Here is a 15,110-nt window from a genome sequence, read left to right on the forward strand (position 1 = left end):
TGGAATAAGTCTAACCCTCATATTTAAAAAGATATGTATATGAGGATTTTTACTTTTCTTACCTTCTTTGCCCTATTGTTGGCTTCTACGCCACTATTAGCCCAAAGAGACCGACAAGGCCCTCCTTTGATTCGAGGGATTGTTGTAGACCAAAATAGCCAGGACCCAATGATAGGGGCCAATGTATTGCTAAAAACCCAGGGGGACTCTTTGATTAGCAATACCACTACAGGGGCAGATGGTAGTTTTACTATCGCTCATCCTCGCCTTCCTGTTTTTAAACTGGAGGTTTCTTATGTAGGTTTCGAAAAAGTAACCAAGGAGTTTCGCCGCGGGATGACCTTGGATCTCGGTAAAATAAGCATTGGTGAAGATAGCCAACTGCTTGGAGAGGTGACCATCGAAGGAGAGAATGTGGTGGGTGAAATGAGGGGTGATACTGCCGTCTTTAATGCCAGTGCTTTTAAAACCAGAGAAAATGGGATGGCAGAGGACTTGATAGGTAAACTTCCCGGGGTAACCATAGAGAATGGAAAAGTACAAGCCCAAGGGGAGGATGTACAAAAAATATTGGTAGATGGGCGAGAATTTTTCGGAAGTGACCCTTCCATTGCCTTAAAGAATTTGCCTGCCGATGCCATCTCCAGCGTGGAGGTGCTTGACCAGAAATCTGATCAGTCTAGGCTTACTGGTCTAGATGATGGCAACTATGCCAAAACCATCAATATCATCACCAAAGGAAACATGCGAAATAGCTACTTTGGTAGGGTATATGGTGGCTATGGAACTGATGACAGGTATTCTGTAGGCGGTAATATTAATTTTTTCAACGGAGCGAGAAGGATTTCTATTATAGGCATGTCCAATAATGTCAACCAACAAAATTTCTCTTCAGACGATATGCTGGGAGTAAGCACAGGAGGCGGAGGCCGAAGAAGAGGGGGACAAGGTGGAGGGAACTTTGGGGTATCCCAAAACAATGGAATCGTAAACACCAATTCTTTAGGGTTGAACTATAGTGATAAATGGGGGGAAAAGATCAATTTTACAGGTAGTTATTTTTACAATGCTACGGAGAACTCTATTTTGGAAAACACCAACAGACAAACGGTGGTTTCGGAAGATGTAAGTCAGATTTATCAGGAAAATCAGATCAGTAATATTACCAATAACAACCACCGTGCAAATGCCAGGATGGAATACGATATCAATGATAAGAATGCGCTGATCATCCGACCAAGTATCAATTTTCAGGACAATAGTAGATTTACAAATCTTGGAGGTTTGAACCTGGACCAAAATTTGGATAGCTTGAGTGATACTAGAAATGAAACAGGGATAAATACCAATGGATTCACCCTATCCAACAATCTTACTTATAGGTATAAATTTGATAAGAAAGGAAGGACTTTTTCTACGGATGTTAGCACGGCCTGGAATGAAAGAGACCAACTAACAGACTTGATTTCTGCCAATAAGGATTATGTAAGAAATTCCTTCGATACACTTGTTCAGCAGTCAAGTGCATTGTCTGATGGATTTAATTACACGGCCAATTTTACCTATACAGAACCCATAAGTGAAAAATCAGTGGCCACTGCTTCCTATCAAATAGGAAACAACAAAAGTGCTGCAGACCAAAAAACCTTTCAGCTGGCCAATGAGCAAGGCATCATGGTATTGGATACGGCATTAAGTAATGAATTTGACAATAAGTTTCTTACTCAAAAAACAGGATTGGGTTACCGTTATAACAATAATGGCCTGAACCTTAATATGGAGGTAGACTATCAGTATGCAAAACTAAATAATGTAAGTGTGTTTCCTACCGAAGGGGTTTTCAACCGGGATTTTAAAAACATTCTTCCCACGGTGACCATGAATTATAGAAACGAAGGTGGAACCCGCTTTCGCTTCAGGTACAGAACCAGAACGAATGAACCGAGTGTAAATCAGCTGCAAAATGTGATTGACAACACCAATCCTCTGAATTTGTCTGTAGGTAATCCATCCTTAGGTCAAAGTTATAACAATAGTATTTTTGCTAATATTTCTAAGTTTGACATGGAGACCAATAGAACCTTCTTTATGTTTTTATTGGGTTCATTTACCAGTGACTATATTGGAACAAGCACCTTTGTTGCTCCTCAAGATACCCTGATCAACAATGAGGTTATGTTAAGTAGAGGTGGGCAGATTACTACTCCGGTGAACCTAAGCGGGCAAATGAGCACCCGACTTTTCATCAACTATGGAACCAGCATTCCGAAATTGAAAACCAAGGTGAACTTCAACCCGGGTGTCAGTTATAGCAGAACGCCGGGTATCATCAATGGACAAACCAATATCAATGAAAACATAGACATCAGTCAAGGGATTACTTTTGCAAGTAATATTTCCAAGGATGTAGATTTTAACCTTTCTACAAGGGGAAGTTATTCCATTGTAAACAGTAGTCTTCAGAGCACGCTAGAAAACAACTATTATACCCAGACGAGTAATCTGAAGTTTTATTATTCTCCCAATGATGGAAAGACCTTTATCGGCAATAATGTAAGTCATGTACTCTACAGTGGCCTTGCAGAAGGTTTTGACCAATCGATTTGGTTGTGGAACATAGAAGCAGGCTACCGTTTCCTTAAAAACAATAAGGGAGAGCTTAAGGTATATGTTTTTGATTTGCTGAAACAAAACAACAGTGTGTCAAGAACCATCTCTGATGTATCTGTTTCCGATGTGTATTCCAATGTAATGACCCGTTATGCCATGGTTTCTTTTACCTATATCATTGGTAAATTCAAGAAATCAGATCTTCCTGCGGATGACCGTGGAGGAAGGCCAGGAGGGGGATATCGAAGACCAGGTGGGGCCAGAAGCTGGTAAGGAAAGCCATTGCGCGCTCCATTTAGGGGATGATTAATATAAAATACTAAAAGCCGAACAGTTCGATACTGTTCGGCTTTTTTTGTTATCCAATGTATTACGGGGTTTCAACTCGGAATAGAAGGTTTATTGCCTATTTCGGGATTAAGAAAGTTGGAAACTTTCAGTATTTTAGGTCCAAGTTACACTACGTTAAACTTGAACCAGTGGGCCCCTTCCCGGAGGCTGAGCCTGTCGAAGCCGTAGGAATTGAAAATGTTGATAACCTACCCTTCCGGAGGCTGAGCTTGTCGAAGCCAGCGGAGTTGAGTATCCAATTTCAAATCGAATTGATTTCTGATTATCAATAGCCCCCAGCTTCAGCCGGGGGATTAGAATGTAATATTATATTTCGGGGCTTTAGCCCAATCTTCACTTTTCAAGAATAAAAAGATTAATTAGGCGCTAAACCTAGGTTGATGGCTTATTTTTCCAGCACCCATCTCTCCTCCAAATTTTGGCTAAAGCCGGGTGAATTGTTATGGCATTAATAAATGGGCTAAAGCCCATTACTATTGAGCAGATTTCGTTAATCAATTTGAATTAATTCGAAAACTTTCTGCATTGTAGGTCCAAGTTACGCTACGTTAAACTTGAACCAGTGGGCCCCTTCCCGGAGGCTGCGCTTGTCGAAGCCGTAGGAATTGAAAATGTTGATAACCTACCCTCCCGGAGGCTGAGCTTGTCGAAGCTAACCTACCCGTTGCAGATATTTACTTCAAAATTCCAATTTGGAAGTGGGTAATTGAACCTTTAATCCGGAAATTTCCGCCTTTTTGGCAGGGATTTTAAGTTTTAACCAAAGGTTTTGACCAAAAACTGACAAGAAAGAAGGTTTAAAGTAAAGCAATTCGGTGAAATGAGGGTTTATTTCGGGTTTAAGAATGATTCAGGTATTATTGGGGCATAGCAGTTCCACTACTACCGAAATTTACAGTCATATTTTAGCCGTTTCCAACAAAAATGTGGTCTCTCCCTTAGATTCATTGTCCGAAATCCTTAATTTGACAGGTGAAAACAATGGAAAGGAGCTGGGTACATAGTAGATATATACGTAACTCCTTCCATAAACTTGATTATATACAATTGTTAGCAAATATTTAAAACCAATCATGCCTTTAATTGAGATCGAGACATATATTCAAGCTGACATAGAAATCGTTTTTGATCTTTCACGTAGTGTTGACCTTCACAAAATATCGACAGAACACACGAATGAAAAAGCAATTTCTGGGAGAACCCGAGGTTTAATGGAATTAAATGAATCGGTTACTTGGAAAGCAAAGCATTTTGGTGTTTATCAAGTGTTGACTTCAAAGATTTCAGATTTTGAAAGACCAAATTACTTTCTTGACTATCAAGAAAAAGGAATATTCAAATATTTCAAGCACCATCACTATTTTGACCAAACTTCGACAGAAACGAAAATGGTTGACAAGTTTGACTATGAATCTCCATTTGGAATTTTAGGTAATTTGGCTGACCGACTTTTAATTAAAAAATACATGACTAACTTTCTGATAAAACGAAATTCCGTGATTAAAGAATTTGCGGAATCGGATAAATGAAAAACGGTCTTGAAAAAATAAAAAAACATTTGCTAACAAAACCTAAGCTTCAGGCGGGCTGACGGCAGTCCGCAAGGTTTTTGCTTATCTGCTATCTTTGGTCACGGCCGATAGTTTAGCACTTGTAAAATCCGCCCGAAAGCTTAGCCGGAACGTTAGCGTTCATGTTGAAAAACCGACAAAACGTAGATTAAACCAATGAAAAGCCAACTCACAAATAGCACATTTGTAAGCCCCAACACACAAGCTGATTCTTCAGCTTACAAAAGAGCTATTTCTTGCCTCCCTAATTCCAAATTGATATGAGTAAGATTATTGAAATAGAAGATGCTTTAAAACGAATTAATGGAGATAATTTTCAAGAATTTTGTAATCATTACTTATTCTATAAACTTAATCCCAATTCCATAGACCCTATCGGCAGTGTAATTGGAAAAGAGAAGAGCAGAAAAGGTATCCCCGATTCATACTTTACGACAAAAAGTGGAGAGCTGATTTTTGCTGAATATACTACCAAAGAGAAACTGAAAAACGGTAAATCCTTTTTGGTCAAACTAAAATCAGATATTGAAAATTGTTTTGACCAATCCAAAACAAGTTTGAAGCCAGATGAAATTAACAAAGTACTTCTTTGTTTTACATCACGTATAAATCCAAGTGAAAGATTAGAATTAAAAAATCTATGCGAGAGCTTTAATCATAAGTGTATCCTTGAATTAATTGGTATTCGAGATTTATCGTATGCTGTTTTAGATTATCCAATACTAAGTGATTATTTAGGAATCAAGTTAAGTACAGAACAAATTCAAAAGCCTTCTGATTTTATAGCTGATTACGAAAAGAGTAAGTTGTCAACGCCATTGAGTAATACATTTTATGGAAGAAAAGATGAAATAGAAAATGGACTAAAGAAACTTGAAAAGCATAATGTATTACTGATTCATGGAGTACCTGGCACAGGTAAATCAAAATATGCAATTGAATTATCGAAAAAATATTCGCAAACAAAAAATGATGTAATCTTTCTCTGTATTGGAAATAAAGGAAGACCAATCTGGGAAGACCTGAAAACCTATATAAGAAAAGACAAAAAATATATTTTGCTTGTTGATGATGCCAATAGATTAGCAAAAAACTACCAATGGATTTTAAGCTTGTTAGATGATAACTTTAATGGTAATCTTAAAGTAGTCGTGACCGTCAGGGACTATGCTCTTTTACAAGTGCAAAATATTTCTAAAGAATTCGATTATGAATCAATTGAAATCAATGTATTTACAGACGATGAAATTAAAGAAATAATAAAATCTAAGGACTTCAATATTCAAGAGCCTGCTGATATTGACAGAATTTTAAAAATTGCAAGAGGCAATGCAAGGCTTGCAATTATGTGCGCTAAAGTAGCAATTGAATCAAAGAATATTTTAACACTCAATGATGCATCCCAGATATACGATGAATATTTTACCCCAATTTTTAACGAAGTTCAAATATTAAATGAGTCAGAAACTTTAAAAGCATTAGCTATAATTTCATTTTTTGGTAAAATTGACAAAGACAACCGTGAGTTATGTAACCACATATTTCAAAAGTTAAAATTAGAAGAAGAGAGGTTTTGGGAAGTATGCTATTCTTTAAATGCGAATGAATTAGTAGACTTATTTGAACAACAAGTTGTGAAAATTTCTGACCAGATATTTTCAACGTATATTTTTTACAAAGCTGTTATTGACTTAGAGATTGTTAGTTTCAATTTTTTTTTAGATAATTATCTGGAGTATGAATTAAGAATCTCAGACACAATAATACCTGTCCTAAATACATTCAACTACAAAAAGATAGAAGAAAAGCTGAAGCCAATAATTCTGTTAAAATGGAATGATATTAACTCCTTGAACAACTATGAAAAATCAGTAAAATTCCTAGACTTATTTTGGTTTTACTTATCGTCACAAGTTTTAGTTTTCTTCAAAAGGCAAATTGACAATCAGGACAAGCCCGATAATCCAGAATATAGATATACATATGAAACGAACGAATTTTCATATGGCGTGGGGAAAGATATTGATATGCTCTCTCGATTCAAAAACCTACATCCTGACAAATTTAAAGATGCATTAGAACTTTTATCTTATTATGGAATTAGAATACCAGATAAACTACCAGCCATCATTTATACTTTAAAAGAGAAATTCAATTTTGAAAGATTTGGGTATCGTCACGGTGATTATATACAACATATTGTTATTGACTTCCTTATTGATAAAGCTGAAAATAGTAAGGAGAAAACAATATTTGAAAATATTCTTTTAAAATTAATTCCGAGTTATTTAAAAGTTGAACATACAGATTATGAGGGAAATGGTAGAGGAATTACAATTTACACGTATCAATTGTGGCTTTCGAACTCAATTAAGGAATTTAGAAAAAAGTGTTTTGAATATTTAGATAGAAAAGCGGATGCAAATAAGTCATTAGTTGTTCAGACAATAAATAGTCTGAATATTTTCGATTACAAAAATTCAAAAGAAATATATGAGTATGATGTAAAGTATATTTTTCCTCTAATTGACAAATGTTTTAATCCTGAATTGTTCGAGCATTGCCATGTTTTACAAAGCTTAATTGAAAATTTAGACATTTTGGAATTTGAATATCCAAATGAACTTAATAGTAAATTTAATAATAAGCTTTATAGGCTAGCTGAGATTCTGAAAAGTGATAGAAAGAGAAAACGTACAATTCCATGGCAAGAGGAAGAAAAATTACATGAAAAAGAATTAATTGAATATTGTGAAGGTTTTGAATATTTAGATTATATCGATTTGTTTGACAATGTAGGTCAGATTCTAAAAGAAACTAATGAAAGCCATATCGAATGGCAGTATTACAATTCTTTGAATATAATTATTGGGGATATTGCTAAAAAAAATTCTAAACTTTTTATAAAACTTATTGATAAATGCGTATCTAGGTTTGACTATAACATTAATTATTCTTATATCTTTTATAACTATTGTAAGTTCAATCCTAAGAAGTATAATACACTATTTCTTTCTATTAAAAATTTCAGGACTGCAATAAAGCTTGATTATCATCAGGTCTTACTGACGGAAGAAATTAGTTTAGATGATATGGCATCTATTTATGAAGATTTCATCTCAACAATAAAATCAATAGAAAACCAATACTTTTTTAGGGATTTAACTTTCATAAGTAAATATGCTAAAGATGAAATTGAGTTCAATATATATCTTGGGGTATTAGACATAATCCTCAATAAACTTGATAATGAAAATGTTAAGATTAGTGTAGGTGCGAGATTTATTGAAATGTGCTTATCTTTTCCTGACTTCCCTTTTGAAAAAATTAAAAAGGCATATTTCTATGCTCATAAATTTGAAAGACACTTTGATTATAAAAAGGAATTGTTGAAAAAACTTATGGAAAAGGAGCATAATGTTCTATTTGAACTTCTAAGCTTTGATTCACCAGAAAGACTTTCATATCATGATTTAGAACATGAAAATTTTGATTTCATTTGGGAACTAAATAAATACGAAGAAATTGTAAAGTCATTAATTGATTATTTTCTAAAGAATAATCCTTATTTGTTTTGGGAAAGAGCAATAAATGCATTCTTCCCAAAAGACAATAATAAATTTGGTAATAAGCCAGTAATATTTCTTGAGAATATGATTTCAAATTATTCTGATAATGAAAAGTATATGGAAGTTTGTTTCAATATAATTTGCTATACTAATCCCGATAAGCGAGATGATTTACTACGTTTATTTCTCACAAAAAATACTGACATTAAGCTATTTGAGAATCTTGAATTGGTTAAAAATGGAGGAGTATTTACTGGTAGTCGCATTCCATATTATGAGAATGATAAAATATCCTGGCAAAAGGTTTTATCTGTAATTGATAAAATGCCAAATCGTATAGACTTCATTGAGCATAAAGAATTTGTTAATCGACAAATTGAATATTGTTCTATGAATATTAAAAGAGAAATGAAAAGGGAATTTTTGGATGATTTTAGATAAGCCACCACACGCATTCAAGCACATTGTCTGGTCGCACGTGCCAACACACAACCAAAACCAGCCAAAGAGCTTGTATGCCCAACGCACTGACTAGATGACAGAAATAAAACACGAAACCCTAACAATGTATAAAAATAATAGCCGAGACAGTTGTAAATTTAAGGGTTGTAGCCCGCTTCAACTTTTTTGTAACTTGACAGGAAAGTGCAACGCCTTCGGCTACTATTCTTATGTGTGCCGAGAGTAACGAACGGCTGAAAATCGTTACGCAACTGTTTATAAGATGGTGGAACCGACCCACCGGTGTTGTCCTACAGGGGAGAGCATCAAACCACCATAAGGTGCTTTGGTAAAGAGTCAAGGTATTGAGCGTTATGGAAAAGGCCACGTCAAGAGCGTGGTCAGGTAAGGATAAAGGAGATGAATGCAAATGAACCTCTGATGAAGTGTCGAGAAAGTGCTACATTCTGTCAAAAGTGTTTGAAGTATGACAAACATTACGAGTTCAGTGGGAAAACTTCATTGTTTACCCCGTTTTTATCCGGGGCCTGCCCTGTAATTAACAGGGTACGGTTTGATGAAGGGTTGCTGATTCTTTACTGCTTATTATTATCTTTATAGGTAATTAAATAGGGTAGGCTATCAGGCTCTACTCTACGCTGCAACTAAAATGAAAAATTAAACCATATGCTAAAAGAAAAATTAAATTTAGAACTATCTAATTTAGATTTAAACTCTAAAACAGAAGCTTTTCAGTATATTGAATATCTCTCAGAGCAAGATTTAGTAGCTATTGATAACCTTGTAAATAATTATGAGGGAGAAACTGACTTATTAGAATTACTTGGAGCAGAATATGGAGCAGGGGCAATTGGTCAAAATATAAAAGATGCAGGCACAAAAATTTTTCTAAATATAATTGCAAAAATTCAACCGAAAATATGTAAAATTAATGCTTTAAAACAGTACACAACAAATGCTACTTTTGTAGACATCTTTACTGTCGCTGCACTCATCGCTGGAGGGTTAACAGGAAAAATGACAGCAGGAATTAATATCCCTTTAATATCTGTAATTATTAGCAGAATGGGAATTAGACATTTTTGTCAAAAAGTATGGGCTAATTAAAGAAATGAATTCAGATAAAATACATCAAATTTGGAAAAATAATATTTTTCGATTTAATGATGCCATTAGAAGTGACAAAGCCATTTTTAATGAATTTATCGAACTCGACCGACTACATAGTCAAAGAATATCAAATAATATATCATTTTTCAAAAAAGAAAAACACTTTCTCTCGTTAAGTGAACACAAGAATTATCAATGGTTATTTGACCCAAAATCATATACATTCGGAGCTGAAGTTTTTTTTCAGTTTAGAGTATTAACCTTGTTAATCAACTATATCGGATTTAAAAATATACTTTCCATTCCTCCAATTGTTGTTAGAGAAGCAGTTGTACCCACAATGAGATTGTCTTTCCCTACTGCTATTTTTTTAGATGAAATAAGTTTTATAGTCTTACCTATGGGGTGGCTTGATATGAATAATTATTTAGGCTTTGGAATTAAGCAAGTGAATGAAAAGAAAACTATGAAACTGGAACAATCAATTCAAGAATTACAGTTGAGATTTTTTTCTGATGAGATATTGCAGGAGCATCTTTTAAGAAATTTTCACCTTGCAACAAGCCAAAGCATGGCTGCTTTAATAAAAATTGAACTTTCAATTAGACTAAAGAAACAAGTCTCATTTTTCAAAGATGCTCATGGTGATATTCTTCCAAATACGTTTACAGGCTTATATCAAAGATTTGCATATGGATGTGAATCATTTACTTTAGCTCATGAAATTGCTCATATTATAAATAATGAACACAAAATCGGGGCTACTCCTGACGAATACCTTGCGGATGAAACAGCTATTTCAATATTACTTAATTCAAATAGTGAAACTGTAATGGGAGGAGGGCTAAATATCTCTAAAGAATTATCTTTACTTTTTTCCAATACCTTATTTAATTTATTAGGAAATATTCATTTTAAATTACTTAGTTTAAGTGAATATAATTCAAACGCACAGAAAGAAGAATTCAAAAATCGTAGCCTTGAAACAGGAAAAAAAATTTTAAAACTTAAACTAAGTGAATCTGAATCTAAAACGTACAGAACGTTTTTAATGCTTCTAAAAGAATACTCAAAAACTTTTGATACTATCCTTAGTAATGTGAAGGATTTAAAAACAAAGCTGTATGAAGAAGGAGATAAAATAGTTTCAAGTATTTTTGAAGAAGAAGACAAAGATGCCGCTAACAATGGCTAAAACGGCAATATGGGCTATGCGCCCATACTGCGTTTAGCCGAGCCGTTGTAAAACATTTAAAGTCACAACATGAAAAACATAATTTTACTAGTTTTCACAGTACTTATATTGGGATGTAATTCTAAAAAGAAGAAAGAAGAAACTATTCCAACTTCTCACGAAAAAAATGATCTTAGTGATTCACCACTATTCAATACAGAAATTGTTGAACCTACAAAATTGTTTGATAATATTTACTTTGTTGGTTATGGAGGTGTGGGAGCATTTATTGTAAATACTACACAAGGAATAATATTAATAGACGCCATGTGGACTAATGCTGATGCAAAGAATGTTATTATTCCTGGCATAGAAAAACTTGGATTAAACCCTAAAGATATAAAGTACCTATTGGTTACTCACGAGCATGCCGATCATTATGGTGGCGCTAATTATATTGAGAAAACCTATAAATCCAAAATTCTAATGAGTGAAGTTTCTTGGAATGGTATTCACGATCCCAATGCACTCGTTTTAGTAGATCCTTTTGGAAATAAATCAAGTGATTTACCACTACCTCAATCCTATCAAAAAGTAGATGACAAAGAAGTTATATCTCTTGGAGAAACAAACATAAAAGTATTATTAACGCCAGGTCATACTAAAGGTGCTATTTCATTAATAATCAACACAACTGACAATAATATCGATCACGTGGTTTCAATTTGGGGAGGAACAGGATTGCCTAATACTCTAGAAGAAAATAGAAAATATTTGAAATCGCTTAATTATTTTGAATCATTTGCGATTGAGAACGGTGTTGATGCTCAAATTTCAAACCATCCTTTTGTAAATAATTTACTAGAAGATATGAAATTACTTAGATTACGAAAACCAACAGAAGAAAATCCACTAATTTTAACAACAGAAGAGTTCAAAAGAAATATCGATACGGCATTAAGAAAAAGTGTCATTGTGAAAATAAAGAGTATTGAACAATCAAAAAATTGAATTATTTATTGAAAAAACGTTTTACAATAACTAAGCATTCTGACGGCTGGAACAGCCTAGTCTGAATGCAGTGTTGAACCCTGAGAAATGTTCAGGGTAAACTTCAATGTCCCTTCGACAGGCTCAGGGACCAGTTCAGGGTGTTGGGAACTTGGTTTACTATGGGGAATGGTTTTCCCTGTTTTATTTTTCAATTGTTGGAGAATGAAAAAGTTTGGTAGTTATAGGTTTATCCTTTATGAAGTTTTGTTTTTTTTAGGAGGCTAAAGTCACTTTTACGATGTTTTAAGCGTAATTATTAGGTGGTTTTTCCCCTACTTCTTGCAGCCACTCTCAAATAAAAATGTGGTCAGTCCCTTAGATTCCTTGACCGAGATCCTTAATTTGACAGGTGAAAACAAGTAAAGATGCTGGGTATATAGTCGATAAATACGTAACCCCTCCGGGAAACTTGTTTATATAGGTCACCATTAAAAAATGAAAGTATCGTTAATAATCATAATTCTTGGGCTTCTGACAAGTTGTAATTCGAATACAACCGAAATGGACAATGAAGAATTAAATATTCTAAATCAAAAGTTAATTGAATTGATTGGTATTGAGGGTTCTTATGAACCTCTCCCTGTTCCGCCAATGCCACTTTGGGAAGAATCTACTCGAGAAGACAGTTTACGATATGAAAAAGAAAGCGCTGAATTTGAAAATCTTTTAAACAATAGAAAACTTGGCACTTCCGTGCTTAAAATTTACCTGTATGACTCTCTGACAACTTATAAAAGCAACGACTTTTTAGACGGGATTTTAAGCCCTAATAATTTTGAGGCCAATTTTCCTGTTGACACAACTTGGATTAAGCTAATAAGAAAACTAAACGGAATTGAAGATCCCAAAGGGTTTGACATTAATCAAATCACGGAGACAGGTAACTACACAATAGTAACCAAGGCGGAATTTAATGATACTACTGACAATAAAAGCAGGATTGGTATGATGACCATGTCTCGTGTTGCATTTAGCCCTGCCAAACAAAGAGGTGTGTTCTACTATACTTTTACATGTGGAAGTTTATGTGGTTGGGGAAGTCTTGTGTTTATCGAACGAAAAGATGCAGAATGGAAAATTGTCGGACAAAGAAATATGTGGGTATCATAAAAAATGAAAACGGTGGCCAACAAGGCATATATTATTTTGGGGGCTAAGTGATTAAAAGAAAGTTCTCGACTTTAAATAAACACCGCCAAATCGCTGATTTGGCTTTTGGATATGTAAAATTAAAAATAAAATACAGCTTTTGGCTAAGGGGTAATTTGGAAGGAAGTCGCCTATGAATTCCCAACTTAAAATATGCTGAACATTGGCAGCAAGCTAAAAAACAAACTTTATTACCAATTTGGTAACTTTTTATTAAATTTGCGACAAACAAGTAATATGTGAGAGTAATAGCGAAACGAACATTACGAGATTTTTGGGAAAAACACGCTGACTGCGAGGAACAATTAAAGTCTTGGTATAGAGAAACCGAAAAATCAGAATGGAAAAATATTAATGAATTAAAAAATGAATATCCAAGTGCAAGTATTTTAAAAGAAAACAGAATTGTTTACAACATTAAAGGAAATAACTACCGACTAATTGTAAAGTTCAACTTTGAATATCAAATATGCTGGATAAGATTCATCGGAACTCACGCAGAATACGATAAAATAGACGCAAATAACATTTGATTATGAAAATAGCACCAATTAGAAACGAAAAAGACTATCAAAACGCTCTGAATAGACTTGAAGAGGTTTTTGAAGCAAAAAAAGGAACTGATGAAGGAGATGAATTGGAAATTCTTTCAATTTTAATTGACAGATATGAAAATGAGAACTTTCCAATTGGAATGCCTGATCCAATTGAGGCAATCAAATTCCGAATGGAACAGTTGGGATTGAAACAAAAGGATTTAGCAGAAGTTGTTGGATTTAAAAGTCGAGTTAGTGAGATTTTAAGTAAAAAGCGTAAACTGACTTTAGGAATGATTAGAAAACTGAATTCAACACTTCATATTCCGACTGAAGTTTTGGTTCAAGATTATTAATAAAAAACGTTGCCTAATAGCTAAGCATGCTGACAGCTGGCCCTTCGACTCCGCTCAGGGACCACAGGTTCAGGGACCGTGTTCAGGGACCAGTTCAGGGTGTTGGGAACTTGGTTTACTATGGGGAATGGTTTTCCCTGTTTTATTTTTCAATGATTGGAGGATGAAAAAGTTTGGTAGTTATAGGTTTATCCTTTACGTAGTTTTGTTTTTTTAGGAGGCTAAAGTCACTTTTACGATGTTTTATGCGTGATTATTAGGTGGTTTTTCCCTTTTGGACATACCTGTCCCATTAAGCTAGCTGGGGCTTTTTATTTTGCTTTCTGATTTTATTAAACCAGTTGGCTGGTGGCCCCCGCTAGGAATGAGGCTATATTGACTTTTGAGGTGATTGGTTTTTTCCGGAAGTAGGCAATTCTAGCGTTTACAAACTTATTTTGGGTGATTTTTTATACCAATCCATAAGAAAACCAGTATTTTAGATTTTTATTGTGCTTGGAGAAAAAGGGAACCGGCAAGTCCAATGGGCTGAAATTCTAAAATTAAATTATCCCAATTGAATGGAAAAACTGATTGAAAATATTCAGCTTTACACCTCGCTGAATAAGGATGAAATTGACCTGCTTCGGGAGGCTGTAGATAAGAAAACCTTCCGGAAGAATGAAATGATTTTTACAGAAGGTAAAATTGCCAACGATATATTCTTTGTGACCAAAGGATGCGTAAGGCTTTTTTATAATGTGGATGGGAACGACAAAACCGCTTTTTTTTACACCGAGGGGCAATTTATTTGTGCCGGAGAGAGCTATACTTTCAATATACCGGCCATAGAGAATTATCAAGCCATAGAGAATACCGAAATATTTGTGTTTGGGAAATCAAGAATTAACCGCCTATTAGAACTAGCGCCCAAGTTTGAGGTTATTGCTAGAATTGCCACAGAGAATGAGCTGATCACCTGTCAGAGAGTAATTGCTTCCTTTGTGACCAAATCAGCAGAAGAACGGTATGTTGACTTGTTGAATACCCAAGGAGAATTATTTCAGCGCGTTCCACAGCAATACATTGCCTCTTTTCTAGGCGTTTCACCGGAAACTTTAAGCAGAATCAAAACCCGTGTATTCAATAAGCGAATTTCTTGACGATCGTCAAGAGCCATGAGGCAGAAG

The 15,110-nt window shown here is 34.6% G+C and carries 11 protein-coding genes; all 11 read left to right on the top strand.

The genetic code is table 11. From position 1 onward, the window contains the following. Nucleotides 1-39: 39 nt before the first annotated feature. The 11 genes from ACYVHJ_RS10220 (at nt 40) to ACYVHJ_RS10270 (ending at nt 15,083) form a co-directional block, all read left to right on the top strand. Entirely contained in the window at nt 40-2,883 is a 2,844-nt protein-coding gene (locus ACYVHJ_RS10220) for an outer membrane beta-barrel protein (protein ID WP_460514424.1), read from the top strand. Nucleotides 2,884-3,806: 923 nt separating this feature from the next. Beyond that, a complete protein-coding gene (locus tag ACYVHJ_RS10225; RefSeq protein ID WP_460514426.1) occupies nt 3,807-3,965 on the top strand; it encodes a hypothetical protein in 159 nt (52 codons plus the stop codon). 69 nt (nt 3,966-4,034) lie between these two features. Then, nucleotides 4,035-4,490 (top strand): SRPBCC family protein, encoded by a 456-nt coding sequence (locus tag ACYVHJ_RS10230; RefSeq protein ID WP_460514428.1) that lies wholly within the window; start codon nt 4,035-4,037, stop codon nt 4,488-4,490. 302 nt (nt 4,491-4,792) lie between these two features. Next, nucleotides 4,793-8,542, top strand: a complete 3,750-nt coding sequence (locus ACYVHJ_RS10235) for an NACHT domain-containing protein (RefSeq protein ID WP_460514431.1) — start codon at nt 4,793-4,795, stop codon at nt 8,540-8,542. Between the two features lie 687 nt (nt 8,543-9,229). Beyond that, nucleotides 9,230-9,670 (top strand): hypothetical protein, encoded by a 441-nt coding sequence (locus ACYVHJ_RS10240; RefSeq protein WP_460514434.1) that lies wholly within the window; start codon nt 9,230-9,232, stop codon nt 9,668-9,670. Nucleotides 9,671-9,674: 4 nt separating this feature from the next. Continuing rightward, a complete protein-coding gene (locus ACYVHJ_RS10245; RefSeq protein ID WP_460514436.1) occupies nt 9,675-10,868 on the top strand; it encodes a hypothetical protein in 1,194 nt (397 codons plus the stop codon). A gap of 69 nt (nt 10,869-10,937) precedes the next feature. Further along, a complete protein-coding gene (locus tag ACYVHJ_RS10250; protein ID WP_460514438.1) occupies nt 10,938-11,858 on the top strand; it encodes an MBL fold metallo-hydrolase in 921 nt (306 codons plus the stop codon). Nucleotides 11,859-12,335: 477 nt separating this feature from the next. Then, nucleotides 12,336-13,010: a hypothetical protein gene (locus ACYVHJ_RS10255; RefSeq protein ID WP_460514440.1), complete on the top strand. Its 675-nt coding sequence runs from the start codon at nt 12,336-12,338 to the stop codon at nt 13,008-13,010. 278 nt (nt 13,011-13,288) lie between these two features. Then, the gene (locus ACYVHJ_RS10260) at nt 13,289-13,582 is read left to right on the top strand and encodes a type II toxin-antitoxin system HigB family toxin (protein WP_460514442.1); all 294 of its coding nucleotides are present in this window, start codon (nt 13,289-13,291) and stop codon (nt 13,580-13,582) included. A gap of 2 nt (nt 13,583-13,584) precedes the next feature. Continuing rightward, nucleotides 13,585-13,941 (top strand): helix-turn-helix domain-containing protein, encoded by a 357-nt coding sequence (locus ACYVHJ_RS10265; RefSeq protein WP_339903116.1) that lies wholly within the window; start codon nt 13,585-13,587, stop codon nt 13,939-13,941. Between the two features lie 560 nt (nt 13,942-14,501). Next, the gene (locus tag ACYVHJ_RS10270) at nt 14,502-15,083 is read left to right on the top strand and encodes a Crp/Fnr family transcriptional regulator (protein WP_460514444.1); all 582 of its coding nucleotides are present in this window, start codon (nt 14,502-14,504) and stop codon (nt 15,081-15,083) included. The last annotated feature ends 27 nt before the right edge of the window (nt 15,084-15,110 follow it).

The sequence above is a fragment of the Cyclobacterium sediminis genome (assembly GCF_054781075.1).

What these genes read in the sequence shown, in the direction of transcription:
- ACYVHJ_RS10250 (WP_460514438.1), top strand. Translation starts at nt 10,938, where the DNA reads ATGAAAAACATAATTTTACTAGTTTTCACAGTACTTATATTGGGATGT.
- ACYVHJ_RS10270 (WP_460514444.1), top strand. Translation starts at nt 14,502, where the DNA reads ATGGAAAAACTGATTGAAAATATTCAGCTTTACACCTCGCTGAATAAG.
- ACYVHJ_RS10245 (WP_460514436.1), top strand. Translation starts at nt 9,675, where the DNA reads ATGAATTCAGATAAAATACATCAAATTTGGAAAAATAATATTTTTCGA.
- ACYVHJ_RS10255 (WP_460514440.1), top strand. Translation starts at nt 12,336, where the DNA reads ATGAAAGTATCGTTAATAATCATAATTCTTGGGCTTCTGACAAGTTGT.
- ACYVHJ_RS10265 (WP_339903116.1), top strand. Translation starts at nt 13,585, where the DNA reads ATGAAAATAGCACCAATTAGAAACGAAAAAGACTATCAAAACGCTCTG.
- ACYVHJ_RS10220 (WP_460514424.1), top strand. Translation starts at nt 40, where the DNA reads ATGAGGATTTTTACTTTTCTTACCTTCTTTGCCCTATTGTTGGCTTCT.
- ACYVHJ_RS10240 (WP_460514434.1), top strand. Translation starts at nt 9,230, where the DNA reads ATGCTAAAAGAAAAATTAAATTTAGAACTATCTAATTTAGATTTAAAC.
- ACYVHJ_RS10235 (WP_460514431.1), top strand. Translation starts at nt 4,793, where the DNA reads ATGAGTAAGATTATTGAAATAGAAGATGCTTTAAAACGAATTAATGGA.
- ACYVHJ_RS10225 (WP_460514426.1), top strand. Translation starts at nt 3,807, where the DNA reads ATGATTCAGGTATTATTGGGGCATAGCAGTTCCACTACTACCGAAATT.
- ACYVHJ_RS10230 (WP_460514428.1), top strand. Translation starts at nt 4,035, where the DNA reads ATGCCTTTAATTGAGATCGAGACATATATTCAAGCTGACATAGAAATC.